General features: G+C 72.6%; 21 protein-coding genes. 15 read left to right on the top strand and 6 right to left on the bottom strand.

Annotated features, from left to right (window positions below; translation table 11 throughout):
• Positions 1 to 5: 5 nt before the first annotated feature.
• On the bottom strand, positions 6 to 740 hold the full coding sequence (locus AB0H32_RS24540) for a gamma-glutamyl-gamma-aminobutyrate hydrolase family protein (RefSeq protein ID WP_361124306.1): 735 nt from the start codon (positions 738 to 740) through the stop codon (positions 6 to 8).
• Between the two features lie 52 nt (positions 741 to 792).
• Complete coding sequence (locus AB0H32_RS24535; RefSeq protein ID WP_361124304.1) at positions 793 to 1,545, bottom strand: FCD domain-containing protein; 753 nt, start codon at positions 1,543 to 1,545, stop codon at positions 793 to 795.
• A gap of 96 nt (positions 1,546 to 1,641) precedes the next feature.
• Between AB0H32_RS24535 and AB0H32_RS24530 the strand changes: the two genes are divergently transcribed.
• From AB0H32_RS24530 to AB0H32_RS24510, 5 genes are all read left to right on the top strand, one after another.
• The gene (locus AB0H32_RS24530; protein ID WP_361124302.1) at positions 1,642 to 3,006 is read left to right on the top strand and encodes a glutamine synthetase family protein; all 1,365 of its coding nucleotides are present in this window, start codon (positions 1,642 to 1,644) and stop codon (positions 3,004 to 3,006) included.
• Between the two features lie 11 nt (positions 3,007 to 3,017).
• Positions 3,018 to 4,391, top strand: a complete 1,374-nt coding sequence (locus AB0H32_RS24525; RefSeq protein ID WP_361124301.1) for an aldehyde dehydrogenase family protein — start codon at positions 3,018 to 3,020, stop codon at positions 4,389 to 4,391.
• On the top strand, positions 4,388 to 5,170 hold the full coding sequence (locus AB0H32_RS24520; protein WP_361124299.1) for a 3-oxoacyl-ACP reductase: 783 nt from the start codon (positions 4,388 to 4,390) through the stop codon (positions 5,168 to 5,170). Before AB0H32_RS24525 ends, AB0H32_RS24520 begins: the two co-directional genes overlap by 4 nt.
• Positions 5,171 to 5,325: 155 nt before the next feature.
• Positions 5,326 to 5,712: a hypothetical protein gene (locus AB0H32_RS24515; RefSeq protein WP_361124298.1), complete on the top strand. Its 387-nt coding sequence runs from the start codon at positions 5,326 to 5,328 to the stop codon at positions 5,710 to 5,712.
• Entirely contained in the window at positions 5,709 to 7,631 is a 1,923-nt protein-coding gene (locus AB0H32_RS24510) for a PQQ-binding-like beta-propeller repeat protein (RefSeq protein ID WP_361124296.1), read from the top strand. Before AB0H32_RS24515 ends, AB0H32_RS24510 begins: the two co-directional genes overlap by 4 nt.
• Before the next feature lie 162 nt (positions 7,632 to 7,793).
• On the opposite strand, the gene AB0H32_RS24505 is transcribed toward AB0H32_RS24510, so the two are convergent.
• Complete coding sequence (locus AB0H32_RS24505) at positions 7,794 to 8,996, bottom strand: amino acid deaminase/aldolase (RefSeq protein WP_361124294.1); 1,203 nt, start codon at positions 8,994 to 8,996, stop codon at positions 7,794 to 7,796.
• Positions 8,997 to 9,426: 430 nt separating this feature from the next.
• The gene (locus tag AB0H32_RS24500; RefSeq protein ID WP_361124292.1) at positions 9,427 to 9,801 is read right to left on the bottom strand and encodes a hypothetical protein; all 375 of its coding nucleotides are present in this window, start codon (positions 9,799 to 9,801) and stop codon (positions 9,427 to 9,429) included.
• A gap of 607 nt (positions 9,802 to 10,408) precedes the next feature.
• On the opposite strand from AB0H32_RS24500, the gene AB0H32_RS24495 reads away from it, so the two are divergent.
• A complete protein-coding gene (locus AB0H32_RS24495; RefSeq protein ID WP_361124290.1) occupies positions 10,409 to 11,500 on the top strand; it encodes a hypothetical protein in 1,092 nt (363 codons plus the stop codon).
• Entirely contained in the window at positions 11,497 to 12,684 is a 1,188-nt protein-coding gene (mycP, locus tag AB0H32_RS24490; protein WP_361124288.1) for a type VII secretion-associated serine protease mycosin, read from the top strand. The genes AB0H32_RS24495 and mycP overlap by 4 nt, the downstream gene beginning before the upstream one ends.
• Positions 12,685 to 12,790: 106 nt before the next feature.
• Here the strand turns inward: mycP and AB0H32_RS24485 are convergent, their stop codons facing one another.
• Complete coding sequence (locus AB0H32_RS24485; RefSeq protein ID WP_361124286.1) at positions 12,791 to 13,753, bottom strand: serine hydrolase; 963 nt, start codon at positions 13,751 to 13,753, stop codon at positions 12,791 to 12,793.
• Positions 13,754 to 13,903: 150 nt separating this feature from the next.
• Between AB0H32_RS24485 and AB0H32_RS24480 the strand changes: the two genes are divergently transcribed.
• Positions 13,904 to 14,635 carry an SseB family protein gene (locus AB0H32_RS24480; RefSeq protein ID WP_361124284.1) on the top strand — a complete coding sequence of 244 codons (732 nt, stop codon included), beginning with the start codon at positions 13,904 to 13,906 and terminating at the stop codon, positions 14,633 to 14,635.
• A gap of 13 nt (positions 14,636 to 14,648) precedes the next feature.
• Here AB0H32_RS24480 and AB0H32_RS24475 read toward each other — a convergent pair whose 3' ends face one another.
• Positions 14,649 to 15,005, bottom strand: coding sequence for a DUF1844 domain-containing protein (locus AB0H32_RS24475; protein ID WP_361124282.1), 357 nt, complete (start codon positions 15,003 to 15,005; stop codon positions 14,649 to 14,651).
• Positions 15,006 to 15,365: 360 nt separating this feature from the next.
• Between AB0H32_RS24475 and infC the strand changes: the two genes are divergently transcribed.
• The 7 genes from infC (at position 15,366) to pheT (ending at position 22,837) form a co-directional block, all read left to right on the top strand.
• A complete protein-coding gene (gene infC / locus AB0H32_RS24470) occupies positions 15,366 to 16,028 on the top strand; it encodes a translation initiation factor IF-3 (protein WP_078630469.1) in 663 nt (220 codons plus the stop codon).
• 112 nt (positions 16,029 to 16,140) lie between these two features.
• Positions 16,141 to 16,335 carry a 50S ribosomal protein L35 gene (rpmI, locus tag AB0H32_RS24465; RefSeq protein WP_361124280.1) on the top strand — a complete coding sequence of 65 codons (195 nt, stop codon included), beginning with the start codon at positions 16,141 to 16,143 and terminating at the stop codon, positions 16,333 to 16,335.
• Positions 16,336 to 16,436: 101 nt separating this feature from the next.
• Positions 16,437 to 16,820, top strand: a complete 384-nt coding sequence (gene rplT / locus AB0H32_RS24460; protein ID WP_006141703.1) for a 50S ribosomal protein L20 — start codon at positions 16,437 to 16,439, stop codon at positions 16,818 to 16,820.
• Positions 16,821 to 16,993: 173 nt separating this feature from the next.
• Complete coding sequence (locus AB0H32_RS24455; protein WP_361124278.1) at positions 16,994 to 17,857, top strand: RNA methyltransferase; 864 nt, start codon at positions 16,994 to 16,996, stop codon at positions 17,855 to 17,857.
• Between the two features lie 50 nt (positions 17,858 to 17,907).
• Positions 17,908 to 19,053: an ATP-binding protein gene (locus tag AB0H32_RS24450; RefSeq protein WP_361124276.1), complete on the top strand. Its 1,146-nt coding sequence runs from the start codon at positions 17,908 to 17,910 to the stop codon at positions 19,051 to 19,053.
• A gap of 140 nt (positions 19,054 to 19,193) precedes the next feature.
• Positions 19,194 to 20,315 carry a phenylalanine--tRNA ligase subunit alpha gene (gene pheS / locus AB0H32_RS24445; protein WP_361124275.1) on the top strand — a complete coding sequence of 374 codons (1,122 nt, stop codon included), beginning with the start codon at positions 19,194 to 19,196 and terminating at the stop codon, positions 20,313 to 20,315.
• Entirely contained in the window at positions 20,315 to 22,837 is a 2,523-nt protein-coding gene (gene pheT / locus AB0H32_RS24440; protein WP_361124273.1) for a phenylalanine--tRNA ligase subunit beta, read from the top strand. The genes pheS and pheT overlap by 1 nt, the downstream gene beginning before the upstream one ends.
• Positions 22,838 to 22,998: the final 161 nt, after the last annotated feature.

Here is a 22,998-nt window from a genome sequence, read left to right as displayed (position 1 = left end):
GCGGCTCAGGCCGATGCGGCGGCGTCCCGGCCGACCGGGCCGGGCGGGAGGCTCGGCGACGCGGCTTCGACCAGCGCCCGCATCACCCGCAGGTCCTCGGCCGCCTCCGGATGCCACTGCACCCCGAGCACCCACCCGTCGCCCGACGGCAGTTCGATCGCCTCGACGGTCCCGTCCTCCGCCTGGGCGGACGGCCGCAGCCGGGCACCGAGCCGGTCCACCGCCTGATGGTGGTAGGTGGGTACGGAGGTCTCCTCCGGGACGATCTCCCCGTACAGCGTCCCCGGCTCCGGCTTCACCCGGTGCCTGCCGAACACGCCGACCGCCTCCGTGTGCCCGTCCAGGTGCTGTACGAGCGTGCCGCCGAGAGCCACGTTCAGCAGCTGCATGCCCCGGCAGATCCCCAGCAGCGGCACGCCCGCCGCCAGCGCCGCCCCGATCAGCGCGAGTTCCCACGCGTCCCGCTCCGGCGCGGGCGGCCCGGTACGCGGTGAGCGCTCGGCGCCGTACCGGGACGGATCCACGTCCGGCCCGCCCGCGATCACCAGCCCGTCCAGGCGCTCCACCGCCGCGGCGGCCCGCTCGGGCGCGTCCGGCGGCAGCAGGAAGGCGAGCCCTCCAGCCCGCTGCACCAGCCGCGGATAGCCGGACGGCAGCAGCACGGCGTCCAGTTCCCACACGCCCCAGCGCGCACCGGCCTCCAGATACGTGCTCACACCGATCAGCGGTCGTACGGTCATGCCGCCCTCCAGGAAAACGAAAGGTCCACACTCATACCTTTGCAGAGCCGGCTCACGCCAGGAAGCCCCGCAGCAGCGCCGCCGTACCCGCGCAGTGCTCGCGCATCATCTCCCGCGCACCGTCCGCGTCCCCGTCCAGCACCGCCTCCACCAGCGCGGTGTGCTGGCGCTGCGAGTGCTCCAGGTTGCGCACCAGCAGCGGGATGCAGTCCAGCAGGTCGTTGACGGTCGCCCGCACCGCCGCGTACTGCGCGGTCAGCGACGGCGAACCGCACAGCTCGGCCAGCGTCAGGTGCAGCAGCGTGTCCAGCCGCCGGTAGTCGGCGAGCGGGGCCTCATGGGTCCGGTCCAGGGCCTCCCGCAGCCGGCCGGCCTGCTCGTCCGTCAGCCCGTGCGCCGCGCACAGCCCCGCCGCACCCACCTCGAGCACCTCGCGGAAGCGCAGCACGTCCTCGATGTCGACCTCGGCGATCCGCCGCCGCAGCTCGTCCTCGCCGCCCGCGTCCGCGCGCGGCAGCACGAACGTTCCGCCGTACCGCCCGCGCCGCGACTCCAGCAGGCCCTGGTCCTGCAGCACCTTCAGCACCTCGCGCAGGGTCACCCGGCTGATCCCGAGCCGCTCCGCAAGCTCCCGCTCGGCGGGCAGCCGTTCGCCGCCCGGCACCAGGCCGAGCCGCACGACCTGGAGGATCTGCTCCAGCGCCTCCTCGAAGCCGTTGCCGGCCCGCACCGGCCGCAACACCGGAGTCAGCCGGTCGGTACCCAGCTGCTCGCGGAGTTCCCTCGGATCCACGTCCTGTGACATCCGGCCGTACCCCCTTCCCAAGCAATGGTTCTCGGCAATACCTTATGGCTCCCGGCCCCGCCGTAAAACGCGAAGCAGCCTAAGGAGGCTCTCCCCGTGGCAGACCGCACACCCCCGCTGAGCGTCGAGGAACTGCACGCCCTCGTCGCCGGCGGTGAGATCGACACTGTCGTCCTCGCCTTCCCCGACATGCAAGGGCGGCTGCAGGGCAAGCGGTTCGCCGCACGGTTCTTCCTCGACGAAGTACTCCAGCACGGCACCGAGGGCTGCAACTACCTTCTCGCCGTCGACACCGAGATGAACACCGTCGACGGCTACGCGATGTCCTCCTGGGACCGCGGCTACGGCGACTTCGCCATGCACCCCGACCTCGCCACCCTGCGCCGCATCCCCTGGCACCCCGGCACCGCCCTGCTCGTAGCGGACCTCGCCTGGAACGACGGATCCCCGGTCGTCGCCGCCCCGCGCCAGATCCTGCGCCGCCAGCTCGACCGCCTCGCCGAACTCGGCTACACCGCCCAGGTCGGCACCGAGCTGGAGTTCATCGTCTTCAAGGACAGCTACGAACAGGCCTGGGACGCGGGCTACCGCGGCCTGACCCCGGCCAACCAGTACAACATCGACTACTCCATCCTCGGCACCGGCCGTATCGAGCCCCTGCTGCGCCGCCTGCGCAACGACATGGCCGGCGCGGGCCTGACCGTCGAGTCGGCCAAGGGCGAGTGCAACCCCGGCCAGCACGAGATCGCCTTCCGCTACGACGAGGCCCTGCGCACCTGCGACCAGCACGCCCTCTACAAGACCGGAGCCAAGGAGATCGCCGCCCAGGAGGGCGTCTCGATCACCTTCATGGCCAAGTACAACGAGCGCGAGGGCAACTCCTGCCACATCCACCTCTCGCTCGCCGACGCCGACGGCGGCAACGCGATGGCCGGGGGCCACGAGGAGGGCATGTCCGAGGTCATGCGCCACTTCCTCGCCGGACAGCTCGCGGCCCTGCGCGACTTCTCCCTCCTCTACGCCCCCAACATCAACTCCTACAAGCGGTTCCAGCCCGGGTCCTTCGCCCCCACCGCCGTCGCCTGGGGCCACGACAACCGCACCTGCGCCCTGCGGGTGGTCGGCCACGGCCGCTCCCTGCGCTTCGAGAACCGCCTTCCCGGGGGCGACGTCAACCCCTACCTCGCCGTCGCCGGGCTCGTCGCGGCCGGTCTCCACGGCATCGAGCAGAAGCTGGAGCTGCCCGAGCCCTGCCCCGGCAACGCCTACACCGCCGACTTCGAGCACGTCCCGACCACCCTGCGCGAGGCCGCCGAACTCTGGGAGAACAGCCCGATCGCCAAGGCCGCCTTCGGCGACGAGGTCGTGGCCCACTACCGGAACATGGCACGCGTCGAACTGGAGGCCTTCGACGCCGCGGTCACCGACTGGGAGCTGCGCCGCTCCTTCGAACGCCTGTGAAAGGTCATCACGTGTCCGACCCGCACGAGCTGAAGGTCCTCAACCCGGCCACCGAGGAGGTCGTCGCCACCGTCCCCGCCGCCGGCGCGGCCGAGGTGGACGCCGCCGTCGCACGGGCCGCACGCGCCCAGGAGGCATGGGCCGCCCTTGCGCCCGCCGACCGCGCCCGCCTGCTGCGCCGCTTCGCCGACGTCGTCGACGCCCACGTCGACGAACTGGCCCACCTGGAGGTCCGCGAGGCCGGCCACACCCTCGGCAACGCCCGCTGGGAGGCCGGCAACGCCCGCGACCTGCTGCTGTACGCGGCCGGCGGCGCCGAACGCCTCCTCGGCAGGCAGATCCCCGCCCCCGGCGGCTGGAACGTCACCTTCCACGAACCACTCGGCGTCATCGGCGTGATCGCCCCCTGGAACTTCCCCATGCCGATCGCCGCCTGGGGCTCCTTCCCCGCCCTCGCCGCGGGCAACGCCGTCGTCCTCAAGCCCGCCGAGACCACCCCGCTCACCGCCCTGCGCCTGGCCGAACTCGCCCTGGAGGCGGGCCTGCCCGAGCACGTCCTCCAGGTCCTGCCCGGCTACGGCCACACCGCGGGCCGCGCCCTGGTCGACCACCCCGACGTGGCCAAGATCGTCTTCACCGGGTCCACCCGCACCGGCCGCGAGGTCATGGAGCGCTGCGCCCGGCTGGTCAAGCCGGTCACTCTGGAACTCGGCGGGAAGAGCCCCAACGTCGTCTTCGCCGACGCCGACCTCAAGACCGCCCTCGACCCCTTCTCCTTCCTGGACAACTCCGGTCAGGACTGCTGCGCCCGCACCCGCATCCTCGTCCAGGAGTCGGTGTACGAGGAGGCCCGCGACTTCCTCGCCGACGCGCTGGCCACCGTCGTGGTGGGCGACCCGGCCGACGAGAAGACCCAGATGGGCCCGCTGATCTCCCGGCAGCAGCTGGACCGCGTCCGGTCCTACGTCCCCGAGGACGCCCCGGCCCTGCGCGGCAGCGCCCCCGACGGACCCGGCTTCTGGTTCCCGCCGACCGTCCTCACCGGGGAGCGGCCGGACAGCGCGGCGGCCCGCGAGGAGATCTTCGGCCCCGTCGCCGTCCTCCTCCCCTTCACCGACGAGCAGGACGCGATCCGGCTCGCCAACGACACCCCCTACGGCCTGTCCGGCTCCATCTGGACCCGGGACGTGGGCCGCGCCCTGCGCGTCTCCCAGGCCGTCCGGGCGGGCAACCTGTCCGTCAACTCCCACTCCAGCGTCCGCTACTGGACCCCCTTCGGGGGCTTCAAGCAGTCCGGCCTCGGTCGTGAGCTGGGCCCGGACGCCCTGACCGCCTTCACCGAAACCAAGAACGTCTTCATCAGCACGGAGGGCCCCGCACAGTGACCGACACCACCGTTTGCCGCCGCCTGGTCGGCCGTACCGCCGTCGTCACCGGAGCCGGCAGCGGCATCGGCCTCGCCGCCGCCCGCCGCCTCGCCTCCGAGGGCGCGCAGGTCGTCTGCGCCGACGTCGACGAAGCCCGCGGCAAAGCCGCCGCCGACGAGGTCGGCGGGCTCTTCGTCAAGGTCGACGTCACCGACCCCGAGCAGGTCGAGGCGCTGTTCAAGACGGCGTACGACACCTACGGCAGCGTCGACGTCGCCTTCAACAACGCCGGCATCTCCCCGCCCGACGACGACTCCATCCTGGAGACCGGCCTGGAGGCCTGGAAGCGGGTCCAGGAGGTCAACCTCACCTCCGTCTACCTGTGCTGCAAGGCCGCCATCCCGTACATGCGCCGCCAGGGCAGGGGCTCCATCATCAACACCGCGTCCTTCGTGGCGAGGATGGGCGCGGCCACCTCCCAGATCTCCTACACGGCCTCCAAGGGCGGCGTCCTCGCCATGTCCCGCGAACTGGGCGTGCAGTTCGCCCGCGAGGGCATCCGCGTGAACGCCCTGTGCCCGGGCCCGGTCAACACCCCGTTGCTCCAGGAGCTGTTCGCCAAGGACCCGGAGCGGGCCGCCCGCCGGCTCGTCCACATCCCGCTCGGCCGGTTCGCCGAGGCCGAGGAGATCGCCGCCGCCGTCGCCTTCCTGGCCAGCGACGACTCCTCCTTCGTCAACGCGACCGACTTCCTCGTGGACGGCGGAATCTCGGGCGCGTACGTCACCCCCCTGTAGAGCCGTGAACCCCGGCAGCGGCCGCCCCACCCGGCGGCCGCGCCGCCCTCTCCCCATGCGCGGGGTCGCCGTCTGTATCGATCTCGTCACATGGCGTCAGAGCGCGTGGAGAGTCCCCACAATGTGCGCAGGGGCACACAAGGGGGAGGGGTTCCATGGAAATCCGGATCAGCATCGACGGCGATGGCGACGACGGCGATTCGGCGCTCGCCTGGCTCTATCGCTGGCTCGCCCGTGACGACGCCCTGATGCGTGAGACCGACCTCTCCCTGGTCTCCGCCGAGCCCCTGCCCGGCGAGCTGGGAGCGGTGTTCGACGTGATCAACGCCGTTGTCGCCGACGGAGTGGCGCTGGCCAATCTCATCGTCGCGGCCCGGAACGGAGCGCGAGCCAGGCGAGCCGGTCCGGAGAACGGCAGCCTGCGGTTCGAGGGGCGCGGGGTGACGGTGATCGTCGGCCCCGGCTCGGACCTGTCCGACGAGGAGATCGTCGCCCTGCTGCGCGGTCCCGAGGACCCCGGGGGCGCCGGTGAGGGTTCATGACCGACGACGCGTCACCGCTGTCGGACCCGAACAGCTCCAGAGTGCTTCTGGTGGGCACCTCCACCTACCAGTCCGGGAAGCTCGAGGACCTGCCGGCCGTCAGGAACAACGTGGAAGCCTTGCGTGATGCCCTCACGGAAGGCCTTTGGCGACTGCCGGCGGCGAACTGTGTCACGCTGCTGGACCCGCCCGACGCCGCCACCGTCATCGACGAGCTGAATCATGCGGCCGGGGCCCGCGACACGGTCGTCTTCTACTACGCCGGGCACGGTCTCATCGATGTCCGCGGCGACAAGGCCCAGCTTCTGCTGACCCTGCCCACGTCGTCGGAGGACGAGCCGCACCGCTGCCTTGCGTTCACCGATGTCAGGGACGCGCTGACGCGGGTGCGGGCCAGGCGCAGGGTGGTGATCCTCGACTGCTGCTTCGCGGGCCGCGCCGACTCCCTCGGTGACTCGGGCTCGCTGGGCCGCTCGCGCGACGTCGCGGGCAGCTACCTGCTGTGCGCGTGCGGCCCGACCCACAAGGCACAGGCTCCCAAAGGAGCCACGTACACCGGCTTCACCCGTGCTCTCCTGGAACTCCTCGACCGCGGCGTCGCGGGTGCGGGCCCCGTCCTCGACATGAACACGGTCTTCGAGTGGCTCGTGAGGGAACTGGGCGCCGTCGGTCTGCCGGCGCCGCACCAGAGCAACACCGCACTCGGCGGACGCATCGCCTTCATCGTCAATCGTGCCGAGGTCGCCCCCGGCACGCCCCCCTCCTCGCTGCTCCCCTCGCGCCGGCGGCCGGTGCTGACCAGACGGCGCGCGCTGATCACCGTCGCCGGTCTGGCCGCGGCAGGCGCCGGTGCCGGATTCGTCCTGCGTGACTTCGCCGCCGCGGGTGACGGAGGGGTCTCGCGGCCGGGAGAGCAGCGCTGGCGCCACCACTTCTCGGCGACCGCCCTGGTGCTGGCCGGTGACCGGATCGTCTTCGGCCTGCTGCAGGACGGCCGGGTGGTCGGACTCCGGCCCGCCGACGGAGAACTGCAGTGGGAGGCGGACCTGCGTGGCTCGCTCAACCGCTCGTCCGTGGTCAAGGGACTCGCCCTCGTGTCCCTGGCCGACACCCAGGAACACGGTGTGCTGGCCGCCGTCGACGGCGACGGCAGAAAACGCTGGACCCTGCGGACGAACGGCTGGCCCTGGTACCAGACAGAGGGGCCCAACGACGAGATATACGCCGTGACCAGCGCCGGATGGATCCACCGGGTCGACCTCGACACCGGGAAGTCCGACTACGCCCAGAAGATCTCCGGGCAGCTCAACGAGGTCGCCGCCGCCGACAACCAGCTCTACGTCTCGACCTACCGCGACGGTCTCATCGCCCTCGACGCCGCCAAGGGCACCCCCAGCTGGACCCACCCCACCAAGGGGTTCGTGCCCGGTGCGGCCGTCGACTCCCGCCAGGTGTACCTCACGGTCGGACACGGCACGGACCGGTCCTCCTTCGGCGGGCAGCTCGTCGCCCTGGACGCCCGGAAGGGGCAGGTCCGCTGGAGCCACACCTTCGACAGCCTCATCCAGGTGGGACCGACCCTCGCCGCGGGCCGGGTGCTCGTCACCGACGGCCGGGGCACCCTGCACGCCTTCAGCGCCACCGACGGGCAGCGCACCTGGCAGCAGGACGTCTCCGGTGACCTCTCCAGCCGCGTCACACACGACGGCGAGACCGTGTACGCGGGCACGACCCAAGGGGTCACGGCCCTGAGCCTCAACACCGGCGAGATCCAGTGGGTGACACAGGTCGTCGCCGATCCACCCACCACGGAGTACAGCAGCGCCCAGCCGGTCATCGACGCGCACACCGTCTACCTCGCCTACAGCGACCGGACCACGAGCGGCACCAACTGCGACATCTTCGCTTTCAGCCGCTAGCCGCTAGCCGCTAGCCGCTAGCCGCTAGCCGCTAGCCGCTAGCCGTCAGCCGTCAGCCGTCAGCCGTCAGCCGTCAGCCGTCAGCCGTCAGCCGTCAGCCGTCAGCCGTCAGCCGTCAGCCGTCAGCCGCCGGCCGCAGCGCCGGTGCCGCCGCACGTGCACTCAGAGGAAGGTCCGTCCCTCACCCCGGTACGTCGGCACGGTGGCCGTCACCGCGTCGCCCTCGATCAGATGCAACGTGTCGAACCGCTCGCACAGTTCGCCCGCCTTGGCGTGCCGGAACCACACCTTGTCGCCGATGAGCAGGTCGTCGGCGGGCGCACCGAGCAGCGGGGTCTGCACCTCGCCGGGGCCCTCCTGCGGGTCGTAGCGCAGACCCTCCGGCAGGTACGGCACCGGCAGCCGGTCGGGACCGGCGACGCCGGAGGCCGGGTAGCCGCCGCCGAGCACGGTGACGACACCCACCCCGGGCCGCCGTACGACGGGCTGGGCGAAGAGGGCGGCCGGACGGCCGTCGAACGACGTGTAGTTGTCGAAGAGCCGGGGCACGTACAGCCCCGAACCGGCCGCGATCTCGGTGACCGCGTCCTCGGCGGCGGTGTGCTGCACACTGCCCGTGCCACCGCCGTTGACGAACTCCAGGCCTGGCGCCACGGCCCGCACCGCCCGCACCACGGCGGCGCGTCGCTCGGCCAGTTCACGCCGGGCGGTGGCCTGCATCAGCCGAATGGCCCGCGAGCGCAGCGGTCGCCCGGCCACGGCGTCCCCGACCCCGGCGATGTGCCCCTCGTACGCCATGATTCCCACCAGCCGGAACCCCGGCCGCCGGGCCACGGCCCGGGCCAGCTCGGCGAGTTGGGCCGGCGAGTACAGCGGCGAACGCAGCGCCCCCACCCGGATGCGGCCGCCCAGGAGCTTCAGCGACGTGTCCAACTCCAGGCAGACACGCACCACTTCACGGCCGCCGTCGCGGGCCGCGTCGACGAGGTCGAGCTGGGCGACGTCGTCGATCATCACGGTGACCGCGTCGGCGAGCTTGGGATCCGCGGTCAGCTCCGCGAAGCCCGCACGGTCGGCGGACGGATAGGCCAGCAGGACGTCGTCGAAACCGGAGCGGGCGAGCCACAGCGACTCGGCCAGGGTGAACGACATGATGCCCTGGAAGCCGTCCTTGGCCAGGACACGCTCCAGCAGGGCCCGGCAGCGGACCGACTTGCTGGCGACCCGGACGGGCTTGCCGGCGGCGCGGCGGACGAGGTCGTCCGCGTTGGCGTCGAACGCGTCCAGGTCCACGATCGCGACGGGGGCGTCGAGGTGGGCGGTGGCCCGGTCGTAACGGGCCCGATCAGCGGCAGGCGCAGTCATGACGGAAGCCTGCCAGACAGGATTACCGCAGGGTAGGGGGACGATCCGGGCAGATACCCCGGCCTGGCGGACTGGTTCTCTTTCTCTCCGGGACAAGCCGTAGAGTGACGCGCACGTACGGCGGAACGCATCAGGCCGCTTCGCCTGAACCGGGATGCCGGTCCAGCCGTACGGGTATGCGTGCCCGGACGGAGTTCTCCCACCGGGCGCGGCCAGGAGCACGACGGCCCGCGTACGAGGAAACGGCCCGGGCACGAGGAAACGGGGGGTGCATGAGCACGGAAGCGCGCCGCGCCCCGATTCCTCCGCGCCCGTCGACGCCGCCTCCCGGCCACACCCGGACTCCCGGCCACACCCCGGACACCACCTCTCCCACCCCCGCCACGCCGCCACCGGGCACGCCCGCGGGGTCCGTCGAGATCCCGATCGCCTACGGGCCCCTCACGGAGCCGGCGGTGCGCCGCGTCCCGGGGGCACAGCACCCCACGCCCCCGGCCGCGCCGGGCGACGACGACTTCGCGGGCGACCTCGACGACGAGCCCTCCGTGTTCGCGCCGCGCACCGCGCGCAGCACGTCCGCTCCGGTGACGGGGGAGGTGACGGGGGAGGGGCAGCCGCAGGCCCGGCGCACCGAGGGAGCGACCGAAGCGGACCGTCCCCGCACCGCCGCCTCCCGCCCTTCCGCCGCCTCCCGCCCTTCCGCCGCCTCCCGCCCTTCCGCCGTCTCGCGCCCTTCCGCCGTGCCCGAGGCCACCCGCCCGGCGAGCCCGCCGCCGCCTCCCGCCTCGGCCCGCTTCCCCGACACCCCGCCGAGCGCGGGCCGCAAGCCCCACGACCCCGACCCCGGCACGTCCGCACCGCCGCGCCCGGTGCAACTCCCCGGGAGCCGGCCCCGCCGCTCCGAGGCTCCGTCAGGCGCCGCCGCTCCTACCGTGCCGCCGCGCCCTGCGCGCGACCCGGGGGCATCTCGTCCTGCGGGGGCTCCGTCGGGTGCGGCCGCCCCGACTACGCCGCCGCCCCCTGTGCGCGACCCGGGGGCGTCTCGCCGCCCCGAGGCCCCGGCGGGTGCTGCCGCTCCTACCGTGCCGCACCGCCCTGTGTACGACCCGGGGGCGTCCCGTCGTGCCGAGGCCCCGGCCGAGTCCCTGTCGGAGACGACCGCTCCGCTTCGGCGGATCCCGTCGGCGTCCGGGCGGCAGCGCCCTGCGCCCGTGCCGTCGCCCGCCTCCGGGCGTCCGGGGTCCGCGCAGGGGCCTGCCTCTGGGAATCCGGGTTCCGCGCAGGGGCCCGCCTCTGGGAATCCGGGTTCCGCGCAGGGGCCTGCCTCTGGGAATCCGGGTGCCACGCCGTTCCCCGTCCCCGGCCGCGAGGGTTCCCCGACCGCGCCACCGCGCCCTGCGCGCGAACCGAGGGTGTCCCGCCGCCCCGAACCCCCGGCCGAGTCCCCGTCCGAGACGACGACCCGGCTGCGGCCGATCCCGTCGGAGGCCGGGCCGGAGCGCCGGGGTGCCGCGGCCACGGCCGGCTCCGGCCGTCCGGCTTCGCCCTCCCCGGTGCCGTCGCCCGTGCCCGGTGCGCGTGAGGTCCGGACCGCCTGGAGCCCGAGCGACCCGCCCCACCCCGCCGGTCCTCCGTCGGCCTCTCCGGATCCCGCGTTCTCCTGGAGCGCAGGGGCTGCCGCCCGCCCCGTCGCGTCCTTCGGGGCGCCCGAGGGGTACGACGAGCGGACGCGGACCCGTCCGGCGGGGGCGCGGGTACGGCCCCGCACCGCCGCTGCCGCCGCCTGTCTGGTCCTCGGGCTGGGCCTCATCGGCGGTGCCGTGACCGGGAGTTGGCTCACCGGCGACGGCGGGGACGGCACGGCCGGCAGCGGTTTCAGTGCGGCTGCGACGCTGTGGCACAGCGTGCCCGTCGACCAGCTCTTCCCGCCCACCGTCCAGGGCACCGGAGCCGGACCCGGCGGCGCCGACCGGACCTGGACGCGGATCGCCGTCGCCCCGGACAGCGGCTGCTCCGACGCCTTCGACCCGCTGCTGCACAAGGTCCTCGCCCCCCTCGGCTGCCAGCGGCTGCTGCGCGCCACCTACACCGACGCCACCCAGACCTACGTCACCACCGTCGGCCTGCTGTTCACCAAGGGCGACGCCGCGAGCATGTCCGCACTCGCCGCCCGCTTCCGCGACCAGCACCTGGACCGCCGCAGCGACCTGATGCCCCGGCCGTACGCCGCCAAGGGCACCGCCGCGGCCGGCTTCGGTAACAAGCAGCGCGCCACCTGGACCCTGTCCGTCCTCACCGATGCCCCCGTCGTCGCCTACGCCGTGTCCGGCTGGGCCGACGGCCGCACCGTCGACTCGCCGCAGCCCGCCGCGGGCGCCACCGGTTCCGCCGCCACCGCGGCACCCGCCCAGGCCGGCCTCGGCAACGAGGCGCAGGGCCTGGCCGACCGCATCGAACGACGACTGCGCCAGAGGGTCGGCTCGGCCTCGGAGAGTCCGTCATGACGCGGTCGAAGGGCGGCAGCCGCCGCAGGGGCCCGGTCGCCGCGTCGGCGAGCCTGCTGCTCGCCGGCTCCCTCGTCCTGCTGCCGTCGACCGCCGCGTACGCCGACGGCATCCGTGCCCAGCAGTGGGGGCTGTCCGCCCTCCGCCTCGACGAGGCCTGGCGCACCACCAAGGGCCGGGGCGTCACCGTCGCCGTCCTGGACACCGGAGTCGAGGCGAACCACCCGGACCTGGCCGGCAACGTCCTGCCCGCCAAGGACATGATCGGCTTCGGCGCCGGGCCCGGCGACCGCACCTGGGCGCGGCACGGCACCGCCATGGCCGGCATCATCGCCGGACACGGCCACGGACCCGGTGACGCCGACGGCGTCATGGGGGTCGCCCCCGAGGCGAAGATCCTGCCCGTGCGGGTCATCCTCGAGGACGGCGACCCCGCCCGCACCAAGGCCCGCACCACCCGTGGCGACGCCCTCGCCGACGGCATCCGGTGGGCCGCCGACCACGGCGCCGACGTCATCAACCTCTCCCTGGGCGACGACTCCGACTCCGCGCACCCGGAGCCGAGCGAGGACGAGGCCGTGCAGTACGCCCTGAAGAAGGGCGTGGTCGTCGTGGCCTCCGCGGGCAACGGCGGCGACAAGGGCGACCATGTCTCCTACCCGGCCGCCTACCCGGGTGTCATCGCCGCCACCGCCGTGGACAAGTACGGCACGCGCGCGTCCTTCTCCACCCGCCGCTGGTACGCCGCGGTCAGCGCGCCCGGCGTGGGCGTCGTGATCGCCGACCCCGACCACAAGTACTACGAGGGCTGGGGCACCTCGGCCGCCTCCGCGTTCGTCTCGGGCGCGGCGGCCCTGGTGAAGGCGGCCCACCCGGACCTGGCCCCGGCCCAGATCAAGAAGCTCCTGGAGAACACGGCCCGCGACGCCCCGGTGGGCGGCCGCGACGACTCGCGGGGCTTCGGCATGATCGACCCGGTGGCCGCTCTCAAGGCCGCGGCGCGTCTCAAGCCCCAGCATCTGCGCCCGGCGTCGTACCACGACAAGTACTTCGGCCCGGGCCCGGACAGCCCCGAGGCCACCGGCTCCGCCTCCGACTGGGCGGGCCCCCTGGCGGGCAGTGCCGGTGGAGTTCTGCTGGTGGCGGCGGTGGTCCTCTGGAGAAACCGCAGGGCCACCCCCTGACCCTCCAGGGGCGCGGGGCCGTGTCGAGGTGCGGCACCGCCGCATGGGCGCGCGGCCGCACACCACCCGCAGCGCACCACCCGCACGCGCCGAAGGACGAGCACCCCTACGACGCGGAGGCGAACCCTGTCACCGCCGCCTTCGCGGCCGCCTCCACCAGAGCGATCCCCTGCGCCTGAGTCACCGCTCCCCTGGACAACACGGCCACCAGGAAATCGGTCCCGTCCACCGTCACCCGCCCGATGCTGTTCACATCCCACAGTCCGGTCGCGCTGCGCGGCATCCACCCGTTCTTCAGCGCCCACGAGGACCCGACGGCCGCCGCCGACACGCCCCACTGCTGATCGGCCTCCACACCCTTCATCAGCCCCTGGGCGTACGTCCGGGAGGCCGCGCTCAAGAGCGACTCCCGGCCGAACACCTGCTGAAGCAACACCAGTTGATCGGTGGCCGTGGTCTGCGTCAGCCCCCACAGCCCGCCGTCGCCCCCCGAGGTCGCCGAGAGGCCGAAGCGCTCGTTCGCCGCGTCCAGCCCCCCGGCCCGCCCGATCGTGTGCCACAGGGCCGTCGCGGAAGCGTTGTCGCTGTTCTCGATCATCTTCGCGGCGTACTGCCTCTCGGCCGCCGTCAGCCGCCGCCCCGCGTCCTGCGCCTGCAGCAGCAGCGTGGCCAGGATGTCGACCTTGACGATGCTCGCCGTGTCGAAGGCCGCCTCGCCGTACGCGGCGCTCTCGCCGGAGTCCGGCTCCAGCACCGCCGCCGACACCTGCGCTCCCCACGGCACCGTCACCGATGCCATGGCCTTCGACAGCAACGCCTTGCGGTCCACGGCCGACGGCGACGTCGCGGGTTCCACCGATGCCTCCTCGCCCGCCGCGGCCGAGGAGGAGGCCGACGGCTGTGCCGCCGACGATACGGCTCCGGCACCGGAGTGCGCCCGCGCCTTCACGTAGACCGTGCCGCCCGCCGTGACCCCGCCCACGGCGACGACGGCGAGCACGGTGTGCACAAGGGGGCGGCGGCGCCGCGAGCGGCGGGCACGGCGACGGCCGGCTCCGGAGGACTCCATGCCCGCGATGCTCGGGGCGCGGACTGTGCGCCCCGTTGGACGGAGGTGAGATCTGCGTCAGGGAATGCTGAGATTCCCGTGAAGGAGCCGACGGCCCGGCACCCGGCCCCGCACGAAGCCGGCCGCATCCCCCCGATAGGGTCGGTGACCGTGGCGAACAAGAACATTCCCGACCCCGGCTTCTCCGACGACGACGGCTCCGCCGACCCCCGGCTGAGCATCGCGCTCGCCGCCTGGGCCGAGGACCGCACGGCCGTCGGCCCGGTCCTTGCGGCACTGAAGGGCGCCCGGCTCCTGGTGCCCGTGGTGGCCCTGCTCGGCGAGGTCGAGGAGGACGAGAACGGGCTGCGCCGCGAGAAGACGAGCGACATGGCCGTGCCCACCCTGAAGGCCGGCGGCCGCACCGCCCTGCCCGCCTTCACCTCCACCGACTCCCTGGCCCGCTGGGACCCGGCGGCCCGCCCCGTCGCCGTACCCCTGCACCAGGCCCTGCAGGCCGCCGCGCACGAGAAGGCGGACACGGTCGTGCTGGACCTCGCCGGACCGGTGCCCTTCGAACTGACCGGCCCGCTGCTGCTCGCCCTCGCCGAGGGCCGTACGAGCACCGACCCGCTCGACGACCCGGCCGTCGTCGCGGCGGTGCGCGCCGCCGTGGCCGCCGAGCCCGCCGTACTGCGCGCCCACCTGGGACCCGGTCAGGCCGACGGGACCCTCGTCCTCGTCCTCGACCCGGCCGCCGCACCCGCCGAGGCCGCCCGCGCGGTCGCCGAGCGGCTGGCCGCCGACGACACACTGAGGGCCCGCCTGGTGCGGGGCCTCGACCTGGCACTGCTGCCGGCCGGGACCACCCCTCCGGGCGAGCCCTTGTACGTACGCGGTTGAGACGGGCCGGGGCCTAGCCGTAGACCGGCCCGGTGTACTTCTCGCCCGGACCCTGGCCCGGCTCGTCCGGCACGATCGACGCCTCGCGGAACGCCAGCTGCAGCGACTTCAGGCCGTCACGCAGCGGCGCCGCGTGGAACGAGCTGATCTCGGTCGTGCTCGCGTCCAGCAGACCGGCGAGCCCGGTGATCAGCTTGCGGGCCTCGTCCAGGTCCTTGTACTTGTCGCCCTCCTCGCTCAGCCCGAGCTTCACGGCGGCGGCGCTCATCAGGTTGACGGCGACCGTCACGATCACCTCGACGGCGGGGACCTCGGCGATGTCCCGGGTCATCGCGTCGAAGTCGGTGTTCTCAGGAGGGGTCTCACTCATGCCCCACACGATAGGCGAGACCGGACGGACGCCTTCAGCACCCCCGCCCGGCCCCAATTAGCCCTTGTCAAGCGATCCTGCTAACCTTGTTGGCGACCGGCCGGACACCAGTGTGCTCGGCCCACAAGTGGAGGCTCCGATCTCCCACCTGACCGTCCCCCGGGACGGCGGGTCATCCGGTCAGGCGGCCACCATCGTTCCGTACGGACGATGGAGCCGCCCGATTCGCGCCCCGCGATCATCGCGGCGGTGCTCCGGTTGCTATGGGAGCCCCGCCTGTGATCGTCCGGGGCATTTTTTGTGCTTCGGCGCGGTTAGGTCTCACGAAAAGAGACGTACGCGGCTGTCCGCCAGACCGCCGTGTGGTGCTACCGAGGAGGATCCATCAGCGCCGAGCCCCGCATCAACGACCGGATTCGCGTTCCCGAGGTGCGACTTGTCGGTCCCAGTGGCGAGCAGGTGGGCATTGTCCCGCTGGCCAAGGCACTGGAGCTTGCGCAGGAGTACGACCTGGACCTGGTCGAGGTCGCGGCGAACGCCCGTCCGCCCGTGTGCAAGCTCATGGACTACGGGAAGTTCAAGTACGAGTCGGCCATGAAGGCCCGTGAGGCGCGCAAGAACCAGGCGCACACGGTCATCAAGGAGATGAAGCTCCGGCCGAAGATCGACCCGCACGACTATGACACCAAGAAGGGTCACGTCGTCCGGTTCCTCAAGCAGGGCGACAAGGTCAAGATCACGATCATGTTCCGTGGTCGCGAGCAGTCCCGGCCCGAGCTGGGCTACCGACTGCTGCAGCGTCTCGCGGAGGACGTCCAGGACCTCGGTTTCGTCGAGTCGAACCCGAAGCAGGACGGCCGCAACATGATCATGGTTCTCGGTCCGCACAAGAAGAAGACCGAAGCCATGGCCGAGGCCCGCCAGGCGCAGGAAGCCCGCAAGGCGGAAGCGAAGGCGAACCCCGGTCGGTCGCAGAACCCTGCCGAGGCTGAGGCGTCCGCCGAGGAGCCCGCCGAGGCGTGATCCTGCGGGACGTCAGTCCCCACGGATGTAACCGATAGAAGAGCGACGCTCCACCGTGCCCGGTTTTCGTGACCGGGCACCGGAGCGCCACCCGACGAGGAGATACGGCGCTATGCCGAAGAACAAGTCGCACAGCGGTGCCAGCAAGCGCTTCAAGATCACCGGCTCCGGCAAGGTGCTCCGTGAGCGCGCCGGCAAGCGCCACATGCTCGAGCACAAGTCGTCCCGTGTGACGCGCCGCCTGACCGGCAACGCCGAGATGGCCCCGGGCGACGCCGCGAAGATCAAGAAGCTTCTCGGCAAGTGACGTACCGGCGCTTGAATCCGAGCGCCGTACGCCAGGACCGGGACCCAGTCGTTTCCGGGTCGTGTGAGTACCCCCACGACCCCGCTACAAGGAGTTAACAAGTGGCACGCGTCAAGCGGGCAGTCAACGCCCACAAGAAGCGCCGGGCGATCCTCGAGCAGGCCTCCGGCTACCGCGGTCAGCGTTCGCGCCTGTACCGCAAGGCCAAGGAGCAGGTCACCCACTCGCTGGTCTACAACTACAACGACCGCAAGAAGCGCAAGGGCGACTTCCGTCAGCTGTGGATCCAGCGCATCAACGCCGCTGCCCGCGCGAACGGCATCACCTACAACCGCTTCATCCAGGGTCTGAAGGCCGCGAACGTCGAGGTCGACCGCAAGATCCTGGCCGAGCTGGCCGTGAACGACGCCAACGCCTTCGCGGCGCTCGTCGAGGTCGCGCAGAAGGCGCTGCCGTCGGACGTCAACGCTCCCAAGGCTGCGTGACGCTGCGCTGGCTTTAGGCCGACGTGACTGAAGGACCCGCAGGCTTACGGCTTGCGGGTCCTGTTGTTGGAGCCCTCAGCTTTCGTTTCGGCTGCGGGCCGGTGGGGGCTGGTCGCGCAGTTCCCCGCGCCCCTTCGGGGCGCGAAACTGAAGCTCTCCCGAAGGTGAAGAAGATGCCCCCCGTCACTCCCGAGCCGATCTCCCCCCGGTCCGCCCGTGTCGCCGCCGCGCGGCGGCTGGCCAAGCGGAACTTCCGGGGCAAGGACCGGCTGTTTCTCGCGGAGGGGCCGCAGGCCGTGAGGGAGGCTGCGGGGCATCAGGGGGCCGACGGCACTCCCACCCTGGTCGAGCTGTTCGCCACCGTCGAGGCCGCGGAGCGGTACGCCGACATCATCGGCGCCGCACGGAACGCGGGCGCCCGGGTGCACCTCGCCTCCGAGGACGTCATCGCCGACATCTCCACCACCGTGACCCCGCAGGGACTGGTCGGTGTCTGCCGGTTCCTCGACACCCCGTTCGAGGACATCCTGGCCGCCCGGCCGAAGCTCGTCGCCGTGCTCGCCCACGTCCGCGACCCGGGCAACGCCGGCACCGTGCTGCGCTGTGCCGACGCCGCCGGCGCCGAGGCCGTCGTCCTCACCGACGCCTCCGTGGACCTGTACAACCCCAAGGCCGTACGCGCCTCCGTGGGCTCCCTGTTCCATCTGCCCGTCGCCGTCGGCGTGCCCGTCGAGCGGGCCGTGGAAGGGCTGCAGGACGCCGGTGTACGGATCCTCGCCGCCGACGGGGCCGGCGACCGCGACCTCGACGAGGAACTGGACAGGCAGACGATGGGCGGCCCGACCGCCTGGGTGTTCGGCAACGAGGCCTGGGGGCTCCCTCAGGAGACCCGCGCCCTCGCGGACGCCGTCGTACGCGTCCCCATCCACGGGAAGGCCGAGAGCCTGAACCTCGCCACGGCCGCCGCCGTATGTCTGTATGCATCGGCCCGTGCACAGCGTGCCCCCACAGGGTGCCGCTCCGTCACCGAGAGCTAGTAGGGTGGCCGGCTCGGGGCCCTGCGCCGGCTGAGAGGTGGGGTACAGGGATGAGCGTGGTCGGCACGAGCACTGCGCCGGACGGGCGGGACGTGCGCCGCACACCCGCGCCCCGGCACGGCGACCGCACCGAGACCGCCCTCGGCATCGATCCCGACCAGCTGCCCGACGGCCTCGTCGTCGCCGACGAGCACGGCCGGGTCGTCTGTTTCAACGCCGCCGCCGCACGCATCACCGACCTGAGCGCCGCCGACGCCCTCGGGCAGCACCTGGACAGGGCGCTGCCGTTGGAGGACCTCGAGGGCAGGCGCTGGTGGCAGCTGACCGACCCCTACGGCGGCCTCGCCATCCGGGTCCGGCAGCCCGAACGCAACCTGCTGCTCCCCGGCGGGCGGGAGGTACTGGTCTGCGCCCGGTACGTGCGTGCCGAACCCCTCGGGCCCGTCCACCGGGTCGTCGTCTCCCTGCGCGACACCGAGGCCCGACGCCGTACCGAGCGCAGCCACGCCGAGCTGATCGCGACCGTCGCCCACGAGCTGCGCTCGCCGCTGACCTCCGTCAAGGGCTTCACCGCCACGCTCCTCGCCAAGTGGGAACGCTTCACCGACGACCAGAAGCGGCTGATGCTGGAGACCGTCGACGCCGACGCCGACCGGGTCACCCGGCTCATCGCCGAGCTGCTCGACATCTCCCGGATCGACTCCGGACGCCTGGAGGTGCGCCGCCAGCCGGTCGACATCGGCGCGGCCGTCGGCCGGCACATCCAGGCCTACGTCGCCGCGGGGCAGCCCGCCGAACGCTTCCTGCTGCGCATCGAGCAGCCGCTGCCCGACCTGTGGGCCGACCCCGACAAGGTGGACCAGGTGCTGAGCAACCTGATCGAAAATGCCGTGCGCCACGGCGAGGGAACCGTCACCATTGGCGTCACGCCCTCGCCGTCCCCGCGCGAGGGTGAGGAAACCGGCACGTCGGTCACGGTGAGCGACGAAGGGCCCGGCATCCCGGAGGAATCCATGAACCGCGTCTTCACCCGCTTCTGGCGGGGCAGCAAGCGCGGCGGCACGGGCCTTGGGCTGTACATCGTCAAGGGCATCGTCGAGGCCCACGGCGGCATCATCACGGTCGGCCGCGCCCCCCTCGGCGGCGCCGAGTTCCGATTTACGTTGCCCGTGGGGGCCCCGGCGTATCTCGCCTGAGAACGCCCGAGCAGCCCGCGGGCGCATTCGCGTTCCTTCACCCCGTTAGACTCGGCCTTTGGCACCTTTGTGTCCTTCACACGGCCCTCGCGAGTCGGTGACGGGGACCATCCGCCAGCCAATCGGAAGCACGGGAAGAGATGTCGGCACCGAATAAGTCGTACGACCCTGTAGAGGTCGAGGCGTTGAAACCGGAAGAGATCGAGCGCATGCGGGACGAGGCGCTCGCCGCCTTCGCCGCCGCGGGTTCCCTCGACGCGCTCCACGAGGCCAAGGTCGCCCACACCGGCCCCGCCTCCCCGCTGGCCCTCGCCAACCGCGAGATCGGCGCCCTGCCCCCGCACGCCAAGGCCGAGGCCGGCAAGCGCGTCGGCATGGCCCGCGGCGCCGTCAACAAGGCCCTCGCCGCCCGCCAGGCCGAGCTGGAGGCCGAGCGTGACGCCCGCGTGCTGGTGGAGGAGGACGTCGACGTCACGCTGCCCCACGACCGCGTCCCGGCCGGCGCCCGGCACCCGCTGACCACGCTCTCGGAACGCATCGAGGACGTCTTCGTGGCCATGGGCTACGAGGTTGCCGAGGGCCCCGAGGTCGAGGCCGAGTGGTTCAACTTCGACGCCCTCAACATCGGCCCTGACCACCCGGCCCGCGGCGAGGCCGACACCTTCTTCGTCGAGGCACCGGACGGCACCGCCGAGTCGGGCGTCGTACTGCGCACCCACACCTCGCCGGTCCAGATCCGCTCCCTGCTCGGCCGCGAGCTGCCGGTGTACGTGATCTGCCCGGGCCGCGTGTACCGCACCGACGAGCTGGACGCCACGCACACCCCGGTCTTCCACCAGGTCGAGCTGCTCGCCGTCGACGAGGGCCTGACCATGGCCGACCTCAAGGGCACCCTGGACCACATGGTCCAGTCGCTGTTCGGCGAGGACATGAAGACCCGGCTGCGCCCGAACTTCTTCCCCTTCACCGAGCCGTCCGCCGAGATGGACATGGTGTGCTACGTCTGCCGCGGCGAGTCCGTCGGCAACCCCGACCGTCCCTGCCGCACCTGCTCCAGCGAGGGCTGGATCGAGCTGGGCGGCTGCGGCATGGTCAACCCGCGGGTGCTCGCCGCCTGCGGCGTCGACCCGGAGAAGTACAGCGGCTTCGCCTTCGGGTTCGGCATCGAGCGGATGCTGATGTTCCGCCACAACGTCGAAGACATGCGAGACATGGTCGAGGGTGACGTCCGGTTCACCCGGCCGTTCGGGATGGAGATCTGATGCGGGTCCCGCTTTCTTGGCTGCGGGAGTACGTCGACCTGCCGGCGACCGAAACCGGCCGCGACGTCCAGGCCAAGCTCGTTTCGGCAGGCCTTGAGGTCGAGACCGTCGAACACCTCGGCGCCGACCTCAAGGGCCCGCTGGTCGTCGGCCAGGTGCTGACCATCGAGGAGCTGGAGGGCTTCAAGAAGCCGATCCGCTTCTGCACCGTCGACGTCGGCCAGGCCAACGGCACCGGCGAGCCCCAGGAGATCGTCTGCGGCGCCCGCAACTTCGCCGTCGGCGACAAGGTCGTCGTGGTTCTCCCGGGCGCCACGCTGCCCGGCGGCTTCTCCATCGCCGCCCGCAAGACGTACGGCAGGACGTCCCACGGCATGATCTGCTCCAGCGACGAGCTGGGCATGGGCGACGACGGCAACCACGGCATCATCGTGCTGCCGCCGGAGACCGAGGTCGGCAAGGACGCCGTCGACCTGCTGGAGCTGGTCGACGAGGTCCTGGACATCGCCGTCACCGCCAACCGCGGCGACTGCCTGTCCATCCGCGGTGTCGCCCGCGAGACCGCCATCGCCTACGGCCTGCCGCTGCGCGACCCGGCCCTGATCGACGTACCGGCCCCGAACGCCTTCGGCTACCCGGTCCAGGTCACCGAGCCGCTCGGCTGCGACCGCTTCACCGCCCGCACCGTCACCGGGCTGAGCCCCGAGGCGCGCTCCCCGATCTGGCTGCGGCGCCGGCTGCAGAAGGTCGGCATGCGCCCGATCTCGCTCGCCGTCGACGTCACGAACTACGTGATGATGGAGCTGGGCCAGCCGCTGCACGCCTACGACCGGAACCTGGTCCGGGGCACCATCGGCGTGCGCCGCGCCGAGGAGGGCGAGAAGCTCGTCACCCTCGACGGCACCGAGCGCAAGCTGCACGCCGAGGACCTCGTCATCACCGACGAGCGCGGCCCGATCGGTCTCGCCGGGGTGATGGGCGGCGCGAACACCGAGATCGCCGACCACGAGGACACCGAGAACGGGGCGAGCGCCACCACCGACGTGGTCATCGAGGCGGCGCACTTCGACGCCGTCTCGATCGCCCGCACGGCCCGGCGCCACAAGCTGTCCTCCGAGGCCTCCCGCCGCTTCGAGCGGGGCGTCGACCCGCAGGCCGCCTCCGCCGCGGCCCAGCGCACCGTCGACCTGCTCGTGCTCCTCGCGGGCGGCACGGCCGAGGCCGGCGTCACCGAGGTCATCGCGCCCTCCGCCCCGCACACGATCACCGTCCCGGCGAACCACCCGGACAAGGTCGCGGGCGTGGACTACGGCCGCGAGATCGTCGTGCGACGCCTTCAGGAGATCGGTTGCGACGTGTACGGGCAGGACGAGCTGATCGTCACCGTCCCGTCCTGGCGCCCCGACATGACCGACCCCAACGACCTGGCCGAAGAGGTCATCCGCCTGGAGGGCTACGAGAACCTGCCCTCCACGCTGCCCAGGCTGCCCTCGGGCCGTGGCCTGACCCACCGCCAGCGGCTGCACCGCCGGGTCGGCCGGGCACTGGCCGGCGCGGGCTACGTCGAGGCGCCGAACTACCCGTTCGTCGCCGAGCAGGTCTTCGACCAGCTCGGCCTGGAGGCCGGCGACCCGGCCCGCCGTGTCGTGAAGCTGGTCAACCCGCTCAACGACGAGGAGCCCGCGCTCCGTACGACGCTGCTGCCGGGCCTGCTGGGTGCCCTGCGGCGCAACGACGGGCGGGGCTCGCACGATCTGGCCCTGTTCGAGACGGGTCTGGTCTTCCAGCCGGGCGAGGAGGCGCGCGCCGCCGGGCACCTGCCCGTCGACCGGCGTCCCAGCGAGGAGGAACTGGCCGAGGTGAACGCGGCGCTGCCGCGGCAGCCGCGGCACGTGGCCGTCGTTCTCGCGGGGGCCCGTGAGCAGGCGGGCTGGTGGGGCGGCGGACGTCCGGCCGGGTGGGCCGACGCGGTCGAGGCTGCGCGGACCGTCGCGCGTGAGACCGGTGCGGAACTGGTGGTGCGCAAGGGGCAGTACGGTCCCTGGCACCCCGGCCGCTGCGCCGAGCTGGTGGTCGTCGCCGACGGCACGGAGTCGGTCGTGGGCCACGCGGGAGAACTGCACCCGCGCGTCCTGAAGGCCCTGGGTCTGCCCGAGCGCACCTGCGCGATGGAGGTGAACCTGGACGCTCTGGAGGCCGTCGGCGACGGTGTCCCGCAGGCGCCGGGCATCTCCACCTTCCCGGTCGCCACGCAGGACGTCGCCCTCGTCGTCGACAGGCCGGTGGCGGCCGCCGAGGTCGAGTCGGCGCTGCGCGAGGGTGCGGGTGAACTTCTCGAGTCCATCCGGCTGTTCGACGTGTACGAGAACGCGGAGCAGCTGGGTGAGGGCAAGAAGTCTCTCGCCTATGCGCTGCGGTTCCGTGCCGGTGATCGGACGCTGACCGTGGACGAGGCTTCGGCCGCCCGGGACGCGGCTGTTGCCCTTGCGGGCGAGCGGACCGGGGCCGTGCTTCGGGGCTGACCGCCGTAGAGGTTCGGTTGTCGGCCGGCTGCGGGGCATCCGTGGCCGGCCGCGCCCACGCGGCGGAGCCGCACAGGAAACACAGCCCCGCGCCCCCCCGGGGGGCGGAGACCGGCCGTCAGCAGCATAAATGCAGGCTGGGCGGGGGGGTATAACACGTT

It is taken from the genome of Streptomyces sp. NPDC020362 (assembly GCF_040642095.1).
GTDB lineage: Bacteria > Actinomycetota > Actinomycetes > Streptomycetales > Streptomycetaceae > Streptomyces.
Note: the sequence above shows the minus strand (reverse complement) of the source record. Positions and strands in the feature narration are given on the sequence as shown.